Genomic DNA, 18,516 nt, shown 5'->3' with positions numbered 1-18,516 from the left:
CTAGAGTGTTCGACAGCAAAAGCTCTGACGGCACACTGAGGACGCCAGTAACTCTGGGAACGCTAACTAGACTCAAGGGAGTTCTATCTTAGCGCAAGAATCCCCATCCATAATCTTTGATTTGGATGGGGTGCGTTCAATCGCTGGCTATTTTCCAGTTGACTTCTACAGGTTCGGGTGTGGGTGTGGTGACTCGCGTCCAAATCACCACCCGATCTTCGAGTGGATCTCCACTAGCTACGCCATGCACAAAAACGTTATCTGTCATCTTTTCCTCTGACAAAGGGCGATCGTATTTTACCGACAAACAGTTTGCCATCGATGCCCCTGTTCGAGTTAGTGGGACTTTGCCCCCAAGGCATAGGGGGTTGGGGGGGATACATGGGTCACTCCTACCCTCTCAAGCCCCCCTTGCCAACGGGGGTTGGGAGGATCCCCCCGTAGCCCCCCTTTGGCAAGGGGGGTTGGGAGGATCCCCCCGTAGCCCCCCTTTGGCAAGGGGGGTTGGGGGGATCGATGCGTATCGCTCCTCCCCAAGATACACCCCCCTTCTCTCCTATTAGCTAGAGGCAAACATTAGCCCCTCGTGACACAGTTGGGGATCGAAGAGTGAAATCAAACCATTATGGGACTTTTAGATCAACTTTTAAGTGCGGTAGATAACCCCAACCAACAAGCGAGTTCGGGTCAACTTGCCACCATTCTCAACACCGTGCAGCAGTTGAGCAATAGCTATCATACAAATCCCTCAACAATGCAATCCGCTTTGTCGATTGTCGGCAATTACGTGCGCTCTGCTTTACAACAAAAGCGAGCTGAAGCAGGCTATCAAGGGGCGCAATCGATTGTCAATCAATATAGCGGCACTTATCCCAACCCTCAAGCCGTCGATGCGCTTTTCGGTTCTTATCAAATCCAGCAAATTGTCCAAGCAGTCGCACAAAGGACGGGGTTGGATGCCAATATGATTTTACAGATGCTGCCGATATTAGTTCCTGTAGTGTTAAATTTGCTATACACTGGCAGCAATACTCAACATCCTCAGCAAGGGTCGAATCCAGTGTTGAATAGCTTTTTGGATGCGGATAGAGATGGAGATGTAGATATTGCTGATGCAATGATAATGGCAGGTCGCTATTTGAGCCGATGAAATTTCTCGGTTTAACCGGACGCAGCCCCAGTAAAGGATAGTTAAGATTTTTCCTGTCTAGCTGTGTCCTGGTTAAGCTGTATTAACTGGTTTTCTAAGTTGGCTGCGTCAGCAAAGGATAATCAGTAATAGTTAGTTAAATAAATTCCGGAGATCGGTAACAGTGGCAGAAGTTGAAGCGCTTGTAGAAAGTTTGTGGGAACTTGACGACGATCAGCTAGCAGCCCAGATTGGCTCTCGCGCCCAAGCCATAGGGGATAATGTAGCTTTCTCTGGAGCAAGAGGAGCATTCGCAGACCCAGCTTCCTTGGACTCTATAGAGGTAGACGTTGCGACTAAAGCACCAATCGATCCAAGGCTCCTAGATGCTGGTCGGCGGCTTTTTGATCGCATCAATCCCATCGCATACGAGCTTTTATGCAAACCTCTTGGTGGTGAAGATCCAGAGACTCAGAAAATTTTGGATGAAGCGATCAGTCAGAATTACACTAAAGCTGCTGGGATGTTAGCTCCTGTTCTAATCTCTGGACTGGGACTCGCTCCTACGGTTGCTACTCTCCTGGCTACGTTGATTATCAAAAAGATTGCCAATTATGCCGCTACTGGAATTTGTGAAACTTGGCAGAAAAATCTACCAAAGCCTGCAAGCTGAGCTGTAAACAGGAATTATTAGTAACTCAAGTTGCTAGTTATAAAATTCGGCGTTGCTAATTGCTAATTGCTAAGCTGCTACGCATTTAAATCCAATAAAGAGGCGGGCAAGTCGCCCCACCCCACAAGAAGAAGGTAAAATTTGGCTCTCAAATTAGGTGCGTAGCAGCTTACAGCACTTTTCACGTTTATGGAATACAAGTTGTATCCACTTGCTTTTCGGATTAATCAGCGTCTGTAGTCAACTAACTTGAAAACCGCTGTAATTGCTAATATAGGATTTTTACTAATCGAGCCATTAGCCATTAGCCATTAGCGGCTCCAAGAGAGATAACTAGCAACTTGAGTTATTAGATCTGGTTTTCCGATTGATATCGCGGCAAGATTGACGTATCTTCCTGGATCCAAACATATTTTTGGCAAGTTTCGCCAGCTTGCTTCTCGATCTTAGTTTGGGGATTTTTGAAGACAGGATGGTAGCGGAGGCGATCGCAAGCAACTTTCAACCACTCAAGCCAGCCGACACGCCACAACTGTACCGTTTGTTCACTGCTACTGACAATAATTTGACCATCTTGACTGAATGCTACAGACTCAACAGACCCGCTATGCCTAATCGGCTGACCAATAAGGTTGCCACGTTTATCCCACAAATACACTGCCGTATTAGGTCCAGCAAAAATACCACCAGTGCCGCTAGCAATCGTATGACCATCTGGGCTAAAGGCTATTGCTCTAACACCATCCTCATGTAAAAAGGGTGGAGCAATAAGATTACCTTGCAAATCCCATAACCGTACAGTTTTGTCGTAGCTGCCACTGATGACCATCTGACCATCTGGGCTAAATGTGACACAATTGACAGGTCCACTATGACCTCTGAAGGATGCAATCTGGTTGCCTTGCAAATCCCATAGCCGTACAGTATGGTCAAGATCGCTGAAGCTGCCACTGCCAGTAACAATCATCTGGCTATCTGGACTAAAGGCTATCGAATTTACTTCGCTGTCATGTCCGGTAAAAGGTGGAGTAAGAGGTTGACCTTGTATGTTCCATAAACGCCAAGTCTGGTCAATACTGCCACTAGCAATCATCTGACCATTGGGACTAAAGACTGCACAAAAAACAAAGTCCCCATGGGTCATTGGTGGAGCTATTTGCTTTCCCGACCGATCCCACAACCGTAGCGTACCGTCAGCACTGGCACTGAGAATTACCTTACCATCAGGGCTAAAAGTAACTGAACCGATCGGACCTGTGTGTCCCTCAAAAGGTGCGGTAATCAGGTTGCCCTGGGAGTCCCATAACATTACAGTATGTACTGTACTGTTGTCACTACTAATACCACTAGCGATCGCTTTTCCATCAGGACTAATAGCCACAGAATCTACGTTGCCCTGATGTTCGATCGTTAGGGCGATCAAATTACTCTGAATATCCCACAATCGCACCGTGTAATCAGTGCTGATATAACTGGGAACATCCGGGCTAATGTATTCTGACCCACCCCCACTAACGATCGTAGAGCCATCCGGGGTAAAAGCCACAGATGTAACTATACTCGTATGTCCTCTGAATGGCTGACCTATGAGGTTGCCTTGTAAATCCCATAGCCGCACACTTTTGTCGTTACTGCCACTAACAATCATCTGACCATCAGGGCTAAAAGCTACGGAGTTGACCCAAGAATGATGTCCTTTAAATGGTTGCCCTATGGAGTTACCCTGTAAATCCCATAGCCGTACAGTATTGTCTTCACCACCGCTAACAATAGTCGAACCGTCTGGACTAAACGCTACAGACCTAACTGAACTTTCATGTCCTCCAAGTGACTGATTAATCAGTTCACCCTGAAGATTCCACAATAGTACAGTACCGTTAGAACTACCACTAGCGATTGTTTGACCATCAGGGCTAAAAGCAACTGACGTGAAAGGATGTCCATACTTGATCGGAGGAGCAATCAGATTGCCCTCAAGATCCCATAATCCGATGCTACTATCCCAACCAGCACTAGCAATAACTTGACCATTTGGACTAAATGCTACAGCGAGAACGCTATAACCACTTTCATGCTTGAATGGTAGGGCAATCAGGTTACCTTTAAGATCCCATAATCGGACAGTACCATCAGCACTACCGCTGGCAATTATCTCAGCATTGGGGCTAATAGCCACACAGTAGACTTCTTTCTCGTGTCCTGTAAAAGGGGGTGCAATGGCAGTACCTTGACCATCCCATAACCGCACAGTTTTATCGGAACTGCCACTGACAATCAGTTGACCATCTTGACTAATGGCTACGGAATTTACAGCGTTTTGGTGTCCTATAAAAACGTTTTTTTCCCTAGATTTTTCTACTGCCTCATTTAAACTGGTTTGAACGTTGCTGAACACTTCTTCGGTTTCAAATCCTGGTATTGCCAAGCCTGTTGCTTCGATAGCTGTTACTAATCCCTGAACTGGAATCAAGGGGAGCAGTAATCGTGACTCAGCTGCTTTGGCACGTAAAGTCAACCGACGTAACTGTTTTTCATTTTCCAAAGAGCTGCTAGCGACAAATTCAGCTTCTACTTTGTTGAGCCAGTTCTGATCGGAGTCTGCAACTGTCTTTAATAAGGGAAGATATGGGTTATCATCCCAAAGATAATCAGCAGATCGATTATTTTTAACCCAATCATTAGCAGCAGATGTTAAACGTTGTTGCAGGGTTAAGTTTCCCTGCTCTTCCTCGATCCATCCTTGCAACTTGTCCCATCCTCGCACCAGGAAATCATGAGCTGGTTCCATGTATGGCTCCCCTGTTTCCTGTCCTTTCACCAGCAAACGAGCTTTAACTAAACGATCGCTCACCTGCGCTACACGCTTGTTTTCTACCGCATCTGGATACACCAATTCAGACTCGGACACCCGTCGCCGTGCCACTCCTCCCGCCTCAATCGTCACCATCCGCAGCATCACCCGTCGCATCGTAGTTTGGTATGCCTTGCCAAAAAAATTGTCATACTCCTGGGTTGCCCGACGGGTCAATGCTCCTGCCACTCCACCGAGTTCCTCGTAGTCTTTGATTCGCAAAGCGCGATCCGTTGCATTATCTTTTGCCCAACGATTGTGCAATTTGATGTAGAGTTCGCTCAAGGTAAACGATAGCAACGGCAATGCTCCTGGCATCTGCCCCACTTCATCAATCAATTTACCCACCAACTCCGGTGGCTCAAAATACAACGCCAGCTTGAGTGCCGGTCCCTCTATCGCTTGTCGCAACTCATCCAAATTCATCGCGCGCACGGGGAATCGGGCATCTTTCCAGTAAGCCGAAAGTGGTGAGGAAAGAAAACGCGGTTCAAAGTCCGAGCGTAGCGTCAACACGATGTGCAACTGCTGAGAACATTCAACAATTGCCCCTCTCAGCACCTGCAAAAACGGCAGCCAAGGTTGGGATTCAACAGCGCGATCGCTGTTTTGTCTGTCACCGCCATGAGTTTCTGTTTGACCCTCATAGCTCATCGTAATCAACTCTTCAAACTGGTCGATTGTTAACAGCAACTTGGCATTGGGATGAGTTTCGCTCCACTTTATAATAACATTATTCAGGTGTTGTGGCTCATTTTGTAATCTATAAATCAGAGATTCTATTCTGGCAAAAATTGCTTGATAAAGCTGCGATAACTGTTCCTTTTCTTGGGGATTGCGACACCGAGCCAAAAGCTGCTTGAAGTAATCCTCAACGAGCAAAAGTTTAGCTTCTGGCGTTGCACTGTGCCAAGACTCTGCTAGTTTGAAAAACCCTGGATATGTTGGTTCATCACCATGATTTTGACCGCTTTCATCCTTGGGTTTGAACGCTTCATCTAGAAAACTCACTTGAGAGAGTTGCTCGATTAATTCAGGCTGAACGATGGGCAGAATGGCTCGTGCTAAAGCTGTAAATGGAGAACGCTCCGGACGTATTGGCTCGAGGATGTACCATTGCTGTACGTAGTAAATTGGTAGGAGTTTGAGAGGAAACTGGGGAAAGGCAGCAAGAATCGCTGCCGTTAAAATACAAGCTTTAATCAGATTTAATGCAAATATCTCTGGGATTGATTCCTGCCTCAAATGAGGAATCAATCCTGCTTTAACTAGACTGGATTTACCGCAACCAGAAGCTCCCAAAACAACCGTGAGAGAACGATGGGGTTGAGACAGGCGATCGCTCAATTCTTCAACTAATGTATTTCGACCGAAAAAGAAGCGAGAATGTTTTTCATCAAACGGTTTCAGTCCGCGATAGGGATTGTTCTCTTGATTGAGGGGTGGTGCAGGTTTAAGTTGAGAGGACGTGAATCCAGGTTTAGTGAAGACAAACTCTCCTCTGTCATACTCTAGCCTCATGGGATAGATTCCAGGCTTTTGACGTTCGCGAGACATCTCGCTGACCCGCTTTTCCAAGTACAAAAACAGTTCGTGGGCAGTAATGACCCTATCCGGAATCAAGTCTGCTTTGTTTTCGAGTAATCCTTCCAGTAGTGCCAGCGCAAACGGAGAATGTAGTTCCTGGTTTTCATCTCGAACTGCACCACGCTTGTCCTCAGCCAATTTAGCAACGTCTAAAGCTTCTTGATCGTGCGCTGCCGAGGTTATTACCTGCCATGCAGGATAGCGAATGAAGCGATCGTAGTGTTCCCGCCGAAGGGTTTCCAGAATCGGAATCATTTTCCGGCGACCTGCCCAGCGAAACGTTCCAGCAAAGCAGCAGTCCAGAATCACTAGCAAATGATGACACTCGAGTTTGCGTAAGTCCTCATACACTTTAGACATGGGTAAAAAAGAGTCCTCTTTCTGCCAGTCTGCATCCTGTGGAACTAGATATCCTTCTGGACCTTCTTTACTGTTGCGGGGAATGCCATGACCCGCAAAGTAGAAAATCAGGCGATCGTTTTTCGTGGGATTGAGTTGATGGGGAAGGATATCATCAAGTAGCGTTTGGAGTCCCGTCAGCGTGGCAGCTTCGTCGAACAGGCGAATGACATTTTCAGATTTATATTCATACTCTGTTTCTAACAGATCGGCAAGCGCTCTAGCATCACTGACTGGTGTACTCAGGTCATGAATGCTATCGTTCTTGTAGCGATCGATACCGATGACAACTGCCTGGTTGCGATCGAAGTTTGTTTTGTTATATTCCCACTGCATTCCTTTGACTCCTTGACTCATCCGCCTGCCTCTCGGTATCTGAGTTAACCCACCATAACCGCTGTTTACAGGCGATGGCATTGATTGTCAGAAATGTTAATGAGTGTAGGATCGATTTAGTCGCTAAAACTAGGAGCGGATCAGCTCAGGGTATTCTGTCACTACTTCACGCCTACACCAAAGGAGGACAAAGAATGACGACGCTGCTAATTCAAAGCATGAGCGTCCCACTGACGGTCAATCTACCTGCTATCAAATCGATGACTGTTGAACAGTTCTACGAATTCTGTTTAGCCAATCGCGATTTGAGAATTGAGCGTACTGCCAGTGGGGAAGTTATCATTATGTCACCAGCCTTTTCAGATACAGGTAATCGCAACTTCAAGATTGCCCTACAACTGGGGAACTGGGCAGAACAAGATGGCACAGGTGAAACGTTTGACTCCAGTGCAGGTTTTACTTTGCCGAATGGGGCAACTCGTTCTCCTGATGCTTCCTGGATTAAACTAGAGCGCTGGAATGCCTTAACTGAAGAACAAAAAGCCTCATTTGCACCGATTTGTCCAGACTTCGTAATTGAATTACGGTCTTCTAGCGATACTCTCAGTGGATTGCAAAACAAGATGCAGGAATATATTGACAACGGTGCATCACTAGGCTTATTAATCGATCGCAAAAACCGGAAAGTTTACATCTACCGCCCCGAGCGAGAACCTGAAATCTTAGACAATCCCGAGACAGTGAGCTGCGCTCCAGAGCTACCAGGATTTGTCTTGCGGATGGCAAAAATTTGGTGATTAATATCATGTCCAGTAGCAACGGTTGTGTAACTGCTAATAGCTAATCGCTAATGGCTCAATCAGGAAAAATACTATATTAGCAATTAGCAAGCTTGCAATTAGCCATCGCTCCACTACCGATAGCTAAGGACATGATATAACATCATTGTTTGTTGGATATAAGTTTTGGCGAGCGCTTGGAATAGAACCGGAGGTTTGAGAAGCGATCGATACCGATGACAACTGCCTGGTTGCGATCGAAGTTTGTTTTGTTATATTCCCACTGCATAGTTTCACCTGTACTAGGAAAATTTAAAAACAAGTAAAAACCGATAAAACCGAAAAATTAGCTCTGAAAGCGCAGTTCTTTAGTTATTGATTTTTTATCTATCGATTTGTCTCCAACCTGTATTAATTTCTTCTCTCACATCTGATTGAGGCTCTGGTTGCAAATTTCCATTTAAAATTTCGGTATTGTTTGAAACTTCACAAGCACTATTTTCACCATATTTTTTACCCAGGGGAGAAACAGTAATTACTCGTGGACTTTCATCCTGATTTCTTTTTTGATAGGAAAGCAGTAATCCTCTGGCTGGCAATATTCTAATGTTCTGCCATTGGTAACCCCCCCAATCAATTACGATCAGATGTTGCTTGTCCACGTTAGTAGGTTCAGGAATAATGTGAGTCCAAATTGCTCCTGTGTAGTTTTTAGGGTCTGTATAAGATACTTTTACGCCTAAAGTAGCCCGCTTTTTTAAAATTGGTATTTCGTGAGATTGAAAACCAATTTTTTGAAGATTGCTATAAAAATCTAAGGCTTTTAATTTTCGATCGAGTGAAGCATTACTAATATTTTCAAATTGCAGTTGAAGTGCAGTACACCCCCAGGAAAATGCCTCTTCAATCAACCATCCTGCTCCCAAAGCCTCATAAAAGCTAACAGCAAAGGCGATGGCAACGTCATCTCGGACTGCACTTTTCATACCGATTACATAATCGATAGCAAGGACAATGGCTTCTGCTTGAACTTCTGCATAACAAGCATTGAGAAAAACACACCTAACTCTGTTGGTAAAAAAACTAAATAATTTTGCTAATGCCTTAGCACTGACTAGCTTAGGTTGATTGCTATCATCCACTAATACTAACCCGGATTGCCCTTCACCGTGTCCTGAAAAATGCACGATTTCAGGTTGCTCTTCTAAAAGTACGCGCTGTATATCTTCCGGACGCACTTCCCAACGTAGAACAATTTGAAACTCATTCCGCCACCTCGATCGCTTCAAGCTGTTCTCTATCTTCCGCGCTTCTTCAGCTAACTTTAGGCGAACAGTTTCTTGAGGATTAGCTGCTAGAAATAGAATCTTCATACAAGCAGGTAATGTTGATTAAAAAATCAATTGATCTTTTAAAAATTTGGCAATCTAGGTTGTAACCACTACTAGCAGCTTGGCTACTATTAGGGTAAAATGTAACTGAGGGCTGGCAAAATCTGAAAAGTAGTTGGCTAAAATAGTAACTTTAAATTCTCAGCCATTTGACAGCCCATTGCGAACCTATTGTTTGGTGATAGTAAATGTCACCTGCTTGGTTAGCCACTCAGCATTAGGCTCGGATTTAGCGCGCATTCGACGAGTATCAGGCGGAGACTCAACATCAGCACCAATAGTACCTAAGAGCTTGTTGAGAGGATTAATACCTAAACCCCTTGTTTTTGCTTCCCTCTCAAGCTCTTCGTCAAGATTTCCTTTTGTAGCTAAATGTTCATCGAGGGCAGGTAAGGTTAGCCATTGGAAGTTAGCAAGTCCACGAGTTGCAAACAGTTTGAGCGTTTCTTTAGCTTGTTTGTAGTCCTCACCTTCTGGCAATTCAGGCTCCATAAGAAAAAATATTTCCTCTGTGTTATCTAGAGAATAGAAAATATTTTCGCTTCCTTTAATAGGCATTTGAGAAATAGCCCAAGTGGAGTCTAGATCGAGGACAGCAATATTGAGCGGCCAAAACCAAGTATTCTTAACCCGTAAATACACCGATTGACCCGGCTTTAGGACTATATTACTCGAATCGGCAAATGGTCGCTTGTTCCGATCTAACAATTCAAATTCAAGATAGTCGGTAAGTTCCGAATCCGGATTATCAATGGCCTGAACAGCTTGATATTTCGCTAAATGAACTAAGCGCTTAACTACTCCTAACGCCGACTCTGAAGCATGAATTTGTAGTGGCGTTCCTAAGTTTTTCAAGGGAGTTTCACTAGAAATTTCGTACTCGCCATCTCTGCCAACTGCAACTTGATAGTGAGACTTTTCCTTGTCGCCTGCTTTCACTTCAACAACCCAACCATTCCCTGCCAAAGCTTGCCGAACTTTCTCTAAAGCTTCCTTTTGTTTGTCAACCAACTCGGCTGGTAATTCATGCTCTTTATCACCTGCCTCTTTGTTATCTAACAAAAGGACTCGACGCACGAGATCGATGGGTGCAGATACCATGACGGCAGGAGCGCCCGGTTCGATTTTCATCTCTTCTTTAACCTCAATCCCTCCCTCTTTAGGTTCCAGAACTCTTGCCACTGATTTAGATGCTTGAACCTCTACAATTTCAACAATCGCCAGTTGCTGTTGCCTGTGGGAAAAATCTGTTGCATTCAGTGGGTAGATGGCAAATTGCGTACCGCTACTGAGTCCATGAGCTAACCCAGCATTCAAGGTGACTTGCTTTTGGTGAGAATCTACACTTACACTGCCAACTGTCACGCTGTAGTAGGGCGGTAAGTTCTCGTTCCCAAATACTGCGCGAGTGCCGTCACCTATCAACATGGGTAACTGTTGGGGAAACTTACTCTGAATTTGAGCGCAAACGCGATCGTACAGCTTTGTGAAACTCAATCCTGTGGAACTGGTCGCCAGAGTCTGAATTAGCCAGTAAGTCAGCGCTCCATGTCGCTGTTTACCGTCAAACGCATATTCGTAGGCATACTCATGAGGACGGCCTGCTGCCAAAAGAAGGTAATTCTTTGCTGGAGGAACCCATGCAATGTCACCATCTAGTCCTCCAGTTAGAGTCTTCCAGTTTTCGATCAATTCCTGACGCGAACCAACCGAGCTTTCGGAGTCTCGCTGTGCTGTGTCGGGTTCTTCTGGACTGCGGATAGCAGCATCACCTCGGGTTACTCCTCCAGAGTGACAGCTATCCATAATCGCTGTGACAATCAATCCTTTGTCAGTCATCCGCTTCAAGAGCATTGCCAATTCCAAGTCCCGCAGGTAGCGACCCTCGCGATCGCCAATATTCATTGGCACAATACCTTCATCATATTGGTCAGCCCTCTTCACTTCTTCATAGATGGTTTTCCCCCGTCCTCCATGTCCGGAGTAGTAAATGTATACCTGCTCTCCTGGTTGCGCTATTTCTGTAATCGCCTGAAACGTCGCCACAATATTTTCATAAGTTGGTTCCGGGTCTTTGGTTCCGATTATTTGAGTAACTTCAGGATTCGGAGAAGTCAGCTTGAAAATCTGTTGGGAGGGAATCTTCAGCGTCTTTAAGAGGTAGTCTGCTACAAGATTAATATCGCGCACGCATCCTTTAAGATTCTTGTACAAACGATTGGGCTGATAGTAGTCAATTCCAATTAACAAGGCATAAATTTTTGGTATTTGATCGGGTTGGTCAGCCATTTTTACTTTGTCGATCCAGTGTCTTTGTCTAATTCAGAGCATTGATGCATTAGCAGAGTTTTAGAGCTACAAGTTCAAGCTCAAGAGAAAACTCTGCTAATTGGGCAACGCATTTTTTATAGCGGGAAAGCGACTTGATGGAATACAGCCCTTGTGGCGCCTTTTGTGTAGCGGCACCCTTAAGGGTGTCGCTACACAAAAGGCGTCCGCCTATGGGGACTTAACTTATGCAAAAATAAGTGTATTCTATCGAGTCACAATCGGCTATAGTTCAAGGTTTGGTTCGCTAGCTCATAATTACAGGACTTACGCAGAAATACCATATGTGGTGGTTGCGGTGCCGTACTCTGCTCGAAGATAGCACCCTACATTTAGATCCTTGGTGTAAGTCCTGAAGTCGATCAAGTCATTTGTTCGAGAGTTTTGCTCCCAACAATTCCGTTTGGATCTAAACCTTTCTGCTGCTGAAACTCTTTGACGGCTTTCTCTGTCTTTGGTCCGAAGACCCAATCGACAGAAACAGCTATTCCTGCCTTCTTTAGGTACTCCTGAAGCTTTTTAACATCAGACCCTTCCATGAACGGTCGGCTGAGTTTCAGTATTCTGGGTTTTTCATCCCACGGTGCCTGATCAAAACCTAGCGCTGGCGATCGATTTAGGGCTTTCTCTGTTTGAGGTCCGTATTCACCATCCTCCAAAATCTTTTCATTTGGATGATTCTTATTCCAGAGTTTCTGGATAGCCAACATAGCTGTACCGCGAATATCTTTAGTGCCTCCTGCCTTTCTAAACGTGTTTAAACGTGTCGATTTCTTGAGTCACCCCAAGTACACCGCTTGCCTGATAGCAGTTTGTGTGGCTCTAGCCGAGCAAGGTACCGCAGTAGTATGTTCCGAGCTGAGTTCTCATCTGGAGTCCATTACTAAACTGCAATTTGGGCAATGGTAAGTTCTTTGCGCCAGTGGTATATCTTGAATGTGTCCGCAACGATGACAAGTTTTACTTGTATCTCGTTCGCTCACCAGATGAACTTGTTTAAGAGCTAACTGGCACTTGTATTTGAGCAATAGCACAAACTGATACAAGCCCCAATCATTGAACACTGCCCTGTTCAACCATTTATTTTCCGACTTCATTGCCATTTGTCGCACCGACAAATCGCCAATTACAACAGCACTTTCAGCCAGTTTGTAGGCGATTAAGCTTGAGGCTTTATGCAATGAGTCTTTTTGTTTATTTCGACGTTTCTCGGATACCCGGTGGTAAACATGACTGAGATAACGATAGCGTCGGGAACCTTTTTTACATTTGTCGCGTTTGGCACGAATCCGGTCTAACTGCTTGTTGAACCAAGGATTGCCTTTAAATCCTCCTATGTGATAATTTCTGCCCATAGAGTTGACACCGACAGCTAAGGTTTTGACACCTAAATCAAAAGCCACTGTGCCAAGCAGCTCTAATTGATGTGGAATTGCCTCATAGACTATAGAGCAATAGTAATTGCCTCGACTGTCTCTAGAAACAGCAACTTCTTTAAATTTTTCTGGGGGTTGTTCTGTGAGGACAGCTTGGATATTGGCGAAGAGTTTGTTTTTTCCTTTGCCTCCTGTAGGTAGAATTATGCGGTTGTGTTCAACTTTGAGATAACTTGCCGGATAGCAGAGTGTGAAAAAAGCGTGCCGCGGTCTAAATCTAGGAAATCCTGGTGTTTCACCGCTTTTGACTCGCCGGTAAAAAGCTTGCATCGAAGAGTCGATTCTGAAATATACCTCCGCTAACAGCTTTCCATAAACTTGATGCAATTGAGGGTCATATTGCTTGCTCTCCTGTAAGCTTTTCTTAGCTTCATACAGTTTCCACTGTTCCCCCTGACGTAATTTTCCTATCCACCAGTTGTACAAGCCTCTGCACTTAGCCTGCATAAACTCTAAGGCTTTTTGGTCAGCTTTACTGATGACGAGCCGGATCTTTTTGCAAAGCAGCATTTTTGCTCACCTTATTGTACGAGAGAAAGCCCTATACTCTAGCACTAAAAATGAGAACGATTCAATTATCCGATGCGTGCGTGGTCTGTATGTTTCTAGAATAGAGACATATTAACACGTTTACATATTTTAATGACAACTATCTAACGGCTCCTACAAAGTCAAAGTGAGGCTCGTCCTTGGGACCAAACCACTCCCAACCATGATTCTCAAGATAACGTTTCCAGCCAAGATGGTCATTAATATCTAGCGCCAACCCACTTTGATGATTGCTGCGTCCTGGAAGAGCAACAATACTATAGCCGCAACCTATGCCCCATCGGTACAAAAGAAGTTGTTGGGCAATTGTACGATAGGCTGAGTTGACATGCATCTTTTTGCCACGCTCTTGAATCGCCTTCTGCAATCCCAATTTGGCTGAAGGTTGCAGATAGGGAAAAGCTGCATCTTCAAGTTCCACATTCAGATCGTCAAAGCTAACCAGAGCATCTGGCACAATGAGATTCATCTGGTGAATCAATTGCTGGGATAACCCATTAACAACCGAGGTTCCGCAGCCAGGAGCATCTTGAAGCAAGCCTTCAAAACCAGGTTTTGCTCCTGAACGAGCTTCTCCTTCATGAATTTCAAAACAAGGTTCAAAATCAAATTCTGATGTTTTAATTTCTGCATCAACGGGTGTATCGGTCATCAAAATATCCAATTTTTTAATCAATTGAAATGAATTGTTATATAGCTAGTGTATTTACTAGCATTTACTGGGGTATCATCACGGTGATGGCATTAAATTCACTTGCCTTATATGCCCAATACCCTGCGAGTTTCATCACCAACAATCCCATCCACACTTAGCCGTTTTTGTTGCTGAAACTGCCTGACTGCCTTGTCAGTATCATTGCCAAAGAATCCATCAACCTGAATGTTGAACCCAGCTTTAACTAAAGCTTTTTGCAGTTGTCGCACATCCTCCCCTTGCATCAGAGGTTGACCGGGTTCAGCTAACCGCAGCACCCTGCTTGGCTTCCAAGTCAAAAACTCTTCCCAAGACTGACTTAAGAACAATGCTCGTTCAGCTCTTCTCCTGCGGGACAAACCCAGTAATACTTGACCGCCTGCCTTGTCCCATCTCGGAAATTCGTCAGCAGCTTCCTGAAACTTTCCTTGATTTAAAAGCTTCAAAAGCGTTGACTCAAACAGGGCGCGCGCGCCCTGTTTGTAACTAAAACTTACCAATGCTGAGAACTGATTATCATTGATTTGTACTTTGACAGCATTAGCCACCGCAGTTTCAAATTTTTCAATTTCTTTCTTGAGCATTTCCTCCGCCTGGGCGCGGGTAATTTTCATGCCTTCATAGACACCTTCCGTGCATCCCCAACCGATAGTCCATACACCAACTGGATCTTGATAAGCTTCTATATATTCTCCTTGGGACCCTTGTTTTAATTCGTGCAAACCCTCAAATCTTTGGATTAACTTCAGTCCCTCTTGGTTAATTTCCCTCATAGGTCTTCTAGGTTCAGGTACATCAGGAGGAACTGCGTCAGGAGGTGCGATTGTAAATTTTTCAGCCGGCGTGAACTGCAAAGCTTCAATTAGCTCTCCCACAATTCCTTCTGTTTTTATCACATTAATTGGCTGGTCGTCTTCGATTTCGTACACACGACCATCGTTGAAAAACTCAAGCCATCTTGACATTTTATTTCCTTTTTGCTGGCTTCATTTTCGTTATAACACCTGTGCCAAAGTGGTATCAGGAATTTTTTACGAACCCGTTACAAAAATTGATTTTTTCGCAAAAAAAGCAAGCTCAGCAATTCGGTTCAAATTGATTAGAACCCGCGAGCTTTAGTGCTGGACTTGCTCCCGGAGCATGGGCGATCGCTCTGTTTTCCCCAGAACTAACCCAGGACTGACGCACCCGGAGCCAAAAACCCACTGCGTCAATCTCGCGAGTCGAAACCCACGATTTTTCGGATCGCCCTTTGTTTTTTTGCGTAAGTCATGTAACTTTGAGTACCACCTCCTGCGGGATGCGATCGCATGTCGGAGAGTGCCCTAGCGGTTTCCTTTATGCCGCACCCGGACACCAATCCTTGCCGCGTTTAACTCCTAATTAACCCTGCCAAGCCAGTCTTTCTCTGCCACAAACAGTGGTAAAATTTTCCTGCGCGTTTCACCTTACAGCTAGCGCCCTGAAAACGCTGAACCTACAGAAATAGGAGCCAAAAAATATGGGACTTTTTGACCAAATTATGAATGCGGTGAACGATCCCAACCTGCAAGCGAATGCAGGTCAACTTGCTGGTATTTTCGGCACGATGCAGCAACTGGGTAATAATCAAGGAGCAGATGCTTCAACCATGCAATCTGCTATGTCAGTTGTGGGTGGTTTTGTTCGTTCCGCACTACAGGAAAAACAAGCAGAAGGCGGTAACGATGCAGTGCAAAATCTGGTAAATCAATTTGGCGGTACTTCCCCAAATATCGCCGCCGTGACTGCGTTATTTGGATCGCAATTACAACCTATCATTGAAGCAGTTGCCCAAAGGACGGGATTAGACCCCAATACAATCCAACAAATGCTGCCTACTTTAGTACCTCTGTTGCTGAATTTCCTCAAAACAGGTGCGCCGATTCAAGATCAAGCAGGTGCAAATCCGGTACTAAATTCTTTCTTAGATTCAGACGGTGATGGCGATGTTGATATCGCCGATGCCATGCGGATGGCTGGTGGTTTTCTAGGTCAATAGACTTCTCCAACATATTAAGATCAAACCCATATTCCGCAGGTTCCTTCGGAACCTGCGGAATATGGGATCAAAGACAGGCGAGACGCCTATGCCACAAAACCAATTTTCTTGTGGGGTGGGCGTCTCGCCCGCCAGTAGTTGGGAAAATTGCTTGTGGGGTGGGCGTCTCCCCCGCCAGCGCCTATGCCACAAAACCAATTTGCTTGTGGGGTGGGCATCTCGCCCGCCAGTAGTTGGGAAAATTGCTTGTGGGGTGGGCGTCTCGCCCGCCAGCTGTTGGGAAAAAAAATTACAGATCTACACTCTAAATCCGGTTTCTAGTCTGTGGTGGTGGCGATCGCTTGCGATAAAGTCTGCAATAACTCCTGTGCTGTGTAGGGTTTCAACAAAAACGCCTTTGCACCCAACGCCATCAACTGTTGACGGTTAGCAGACAAGCCGCTACTAGCAATAATTTTTACCTCTGGATTCAGCGATCGCAGGGTACGAATCCCAGTTAATCCGTCCATGTTCGGCATCATCATATCCATCAACACTACGCTGATTTCTTCGCTATTTGAGCCACTCCTCGCACGCTTCGTGACGAGGAATCAGGCTGTGGAATTAAAGTTAGCTTTTCGCTCATTAATAGCTATCTGGCTAACCGTTTCTGGCTTCATGCAGAACTGCTCAGAGGGTGAATGACTCAGCCAAAGTTCGGACGCGCCTAATTGTTCGCAGTTTATTTGAAAGTCCTTCCATGCCTGCATTAAGATTGGCTCCGACCTTTCCCACTCACTTTGAGCGAGGTGCAATAGAATGACAGTTGACAGTTGACAGTCAACTGTCAACTGTTAACTGTCAACTGTCAACTGTCAAATGTACTTGGTCTGCAAAGGGAAGCAGTCCGGCTTTGTTATCACCGACGAAAGCAATGTTGGAGATGTTAATATCTAGCCCAATAACACCATCAGCCACATAATTTTTCTCTTTTTGATAAGGCTGCCCCTCGTTAATTAACTGGACATACCAGCGCTGCTTGCCATTGAGTTCTCGCCACAGCAGGCTCACGTATTTTACCGGATGATTTAAGCCATGTTGGATGACAGGATTTTGGTAGTCGATATCAGGGATTAGGATTAATTTACCCCAAACTAACTTGTTGTCTTTCCATCTAATTCCTTGCTTGTTGGTTTTGCCTTCAACGCTTCTAAATCTAGAAGGTACTTTATAGCGAACTTTTTTGGCTCGCCTAAACATTACTTTTTCGCGCTTCTCTAAAAGCGCGAGTGGCTAAAACTTGTTGGGTGTTTGAGTCAAGCAGTTGGGCTATCCATTTTGAACGATTACTGACAATTGTTGCATATGCCTGCATGTCGTAATCAGAGTATCTGTACGATCTTCTTGCAGCGTTGAATGCGTCACTTCTTTTTTTCTTGGCTTCTCTATTTATCTGTTTGGCTTGTTGGAAGGCTTCTGAGTTTTTCACAAGGTTCATCCTTGCCATTGCTTCGTTCAAGCAAGCGTTGTACAGTTGCCTTGCTGCTTGAAAGCGAGACAGTAGTTCTTTTTGCTGCTTGCTATCTACAACCAATGGAATTTCTGTGATGAATGATGAAGTCCTGCTTTTAGCCAATTACTGTCACCTCTTGTTGCAGAAATTTTAATTATAATCTACTGGTTTTGACCTGGATGATCGCATTAATTAATTTTAACCAATATTGACGGCAGATAAATCTGCTCGCGTCGTGCTTGGGCGCCGCAATGAATTGACGGGGCTACCGCACTCCCGGTCTTTTTAGGTGTAATTTCCTACATGGGCGTCCAAGTTCATCCCGGCATAGGTTTGATCGATGAAGCGATTTTCTGCCCGGATGCTGAGCATACCACCATTGGGCATAGCATCACGAGCATTGACTACGATGTTCATCAAAACCTGATGCAGTTGAGTGGGGTCGGTTTTCACCGACCAGAGAGAGTTTGCCGGAATTTCAGTGTGGATTTTAATTGATTTAGGAAAAGTCTGTTGGGCAATTTTTGCTACTTCTTTGAGCAAATGTCCGACTTGCAAGACTATCTGTTTTCCTTCTGTACCACGGGCAAAGGTAAGAATTTGTTTAACCAAATCGACTCCGCGCTTGGTACTATCTTCTAAGGTGTTTAAGAGTTCCTGAGTTTGCCGATCGATATCGTTGAATTTTAACGGTAGTAATTGAGAAATCATTAAGATAGGGGTGAAGACGTTGTTAAGGTCGTGGGCGATACCACTTGCTAGAGTTCCTAAGCTCTCCAGCCTTTGAGTCCGGTAAAATTGCCGCTCCAGTTGTTTCTTTTCTGTAATGTCGCTGCTGACCACGAGAATCGA

18 protein-coding genes are annotated in these 18,516 nt (G+C 45.0%); 4 read left to right on the top strand and 14 right to left on the bottom strand.

Annotation, left to right across the window (positions count from 1 at the left end; translation table 11 throughout):
* Window positions 1-136 precede the first annotated feature (136 nt).
* Window positions 137-319, bottom strand: coding sequence for a PhoD-like phosphatase N-terminal domain-containing protein (locus tag ACE1CM_RS01185; protein ID WP_374875575.1), 183 nt, complete (start codon window positions 317-319; stop codon window positions 137-139).
* A 306-nt stretch (window positions 320-625) separates the two neighbouring features.
* Between ACE1CM_RS01185 and ACE1CM_RS01180 the strand changes: the two genes are divergently transcribed.
* Together ACE1CM_RS01180 and ACE1CM_RS01175 are read left to right on the top strand one after the other, a co-directional pair.
* A complete protein-coding gene (locus tag ACE1CM_RS01180) occupies window positions 626-1,150 on the top strand; it encodes a DUF937 domain-containing protein (protein WP_374875574.1) in 525 nt (174 codons plus the stop codon).
* 163 nt (window positions 1,151-1,313) lie between these two features.
* Complete coding sequence (locus ACE1CM_RS01175) at window positions 1,314-1,802, top strand: hypothetical protein (protein ID WP_374875573.1); 489 nt, start codon at window positions 1,314-1,316, stop codon at window positions 1,800-1,802.
* 349 nt (window positions 1,803-2,151) lie between these two features.
* Here ACE1CM_RS01175 and ACE1CM_RS01170 read toward each other — a convergent pair whose 3' ends face one another.
* Complete coding sequence (locus tag ACE1CM_RS01170; RefSeq protein WP_374875572.1) at window positions 2,152-7,056, bottom strand: caspase family protein; 4,905 nt, start codon at window positions 7,054-7,056, stop codon at window positions 2,152-2,154.
* A 113-nt stretch (window positions 7,057-7,169) separates the two neighbouring features.
* On the opposite strand from ACE1CM_RS01170, the gene ACE1CM_RS01165 reads away from it, so the two are divergent.
* Entirely contained in the window at window positions 7,170-7,772 is a 603-nt protein-coding gene (locus ACE1CM_RS01165; RefSeq protein ID WP_374875571.1) for a Uma2 family endonuclease, read from the top strand.
* A gap of 145 nt (window positions 7,773-7,917) precedes the next feature.
* Here the strand turns inward: ACE1CM_RS01165 and ACE1CM_RS01160 are convergent, their stop codons facing one another.
* From ACE1CM_RS01160 to ACE1CM_RS01130, 7 genes are all read right to left on the bottom strand, one after another.
* Window positions 7,918-8,043 carry a hypothetical protein gene (locus ACE1CM_RS01160; protein ID WP_374875570.1) on the bottom strand — a complete coding sequence of 42 codons (126 nt, stop codon included), beginning with the start codon at window positions 8,041-8,043 and terminating at the stop codon, window positions 7,918-7,920.
* Between the two features lie 94 nt (window positions 8,044-8,137).
* A complete protein-coding gene (locus ACE1CM_RS01155; protein ID WP_374875569.1) occupies window positions 8,138-9,127 on the bottom strand; it encodes a CHAT domain-containing protein in 990 nt (329 codons plus the stop codon).
* Window positions 9,128-9,313: 186 nt separating this feature from the next.
* Window positions 9,314-11,434 (bottom strand): caspase domain-containing protein, encoded by a 2,121-nt coding sequence (locus ACE1CM_RS01150; protein ID WP_374875568.1) that lies wholly within the window; start codon window positions 11,432-11,434, stop codon window positions 9,314-9,316.
* 401 nt (window positions 11,435-11,835) lie between these two features.
* Window positions 11,836-12,183, bottom strand: coding sequence for a peptidoglycan-binding protein (locus tag ACE1CM_RS01145; protein WP_374875567.1), 348 nt, complete (start codon window positions 12,181-12,183; stop codon window positions 11,836-11,838).
* A gap of 156 nt (window positions 12,184-12,339) precedes the next feature.
* Entirely contained in the window at window positions 12,340-13,419 is a 1,080-nt protein-coding gene (locus ACE1CM_RS01140; protein WP_374875566.1) for an RNA-guided endonuclease InsQ/TnpB family protein, read from the bottom strand.
* 139 nt (window positions 13,420-13,558) lie between these two features.
* Window positions 13,559-14,110, bottom strand: coding sequence for a M15 family metallopeptidase (locus tag ACE1CM_RS01135; RefSeq protein ID WP_374875565.1), 552 nt, complete (start codon window positions 14,108-14,110; stop codon window positions 13,559-13,561).
* Window positions 14,111-14,217: 107 nt separating this feature from the next.
* Window positions 14,218-15,117, bottom strand: coding sequence for a glycoside hydrolase family protein (locus tag ACE1CM_RS01130; RefSeq protein ID WP_374875564.1), 900 nt, complete (start codon window positions 15,115-15,117; stop codon window positions 14,218-14,220).
* A 536-nt stretch (window positions 15,118-15,653) separates the two neighbouring features.
* Between ACE1CM_RS01130 and ACE1CM_RS01125 the strand changes: the two genes are divergently transcribed.
* Window positions 15,654-16,172, top strand: a complete 519-nt coding sequence (locus tag ACE1CM_RS01125; protein ID WP_374875563.1) for a DUF937 domain-containing protein — start codon at window positions 15,654-15,656, stop codon at window positions 16,170-16,172.
* 317 nt (window positions 16,173-16,489) lie between these two features.
* Here the strand turns inward: ACE1CM_RS01125 and ACE1CM_RS01120 are convergent, their stop codons facing one another.
* The 5 genes from ACE1CM_RS01120 to ACE1CM_RS01100 all read right to left on the bottom strand — a co-directional run bounded on the left by ACE1CM_RS01120 (window position 16,490) and on the right by ACE1CM_RS01100 (window position 18,507).
* Window positions 16,490-16,717 carry a response regulator gene (locus ACE1CM_RS01120; RefSeq protein WP_374875577.1) on the bottom strand — a complete coding sequence of 76 codons (228 nt, stop codon included), beginning with the start codon at window positions 16,715-16,717 and terminating at the stop codon, window positions 16,490-16,492.
* 45 nt (window positions 16,718-16,762) lie between these two features.
* The gene (locus tag ACE1CM_RS01115; RefSeq protein ID WP_374875562.1) at window positions 16,763-17,002 is read right to left on the bottom strand and encodes a hypothetical protein; all 240 of its coding nucleotides are present in this window, start codon (window positions 17,000-17,002) and stop codon (window positions 16,763-16,765) included.
* A gap of 10 nt (window positions 17,003-17,012) precedes the next feature.
* Complete coding sequence (locus tag ACE1CM_RS01110; RefSeq protein ID WP_374875561.1) at window positions 17,013-17,411, bottom strand: hypothetical protein; 399 nt, start codon at window positions 17,409-17,411, stop codon at window positions 17,013-17,015.
* Window positions 17,404-17,787 carry a hypothetical protein gene (locus ACE1CM_RS01105; RefSeq protein WP_374875560.1) on the bottom strand — a complete coding sequence of 128 codons (384 nt, stop codon included), beginning with the start codon at window positions 17,785-17,787 and terminating at the stop codon, window positions 17,404-17,406. The genes ACE1CM_RS01110 and ACE1CM_RS01105 overlap by 8 nt, the downstream gene beginning before the upstream one ends.
* 162 nt (window positions 17,788-17,949) lie before the next feature.
* On the bottom strand, window positions 17,950-18,507 hold the full coding sequence (locus ACE1CM_RS01100) for a histidine kinase dimerization/phospho-acceptor domain-containing protein (protein WP_374875559.1): 558 nt from the start codon (window positions 18,505-18,507) through the stop codon (window positions 17,950-17,952).
* Between the last annotated feature and the right edge of the window lie 9 nt (window positions 18,508-18,516).

Source organism: Microseira sp. BLCC-F43 (genome assembly GCF_041929235.1).
Classification (GTDB): domain Bacteria; phylum Cyanobacteriota; class Cyanobacteriia; order Cyanobacteriales; family Aerosakkonemataceae; genus Microseira.
The sequence above is the reverse complement of the archived record's forward strand: the minus strand, read 5'-3'. Positions and strand labels throughout refer to the sequence as shown.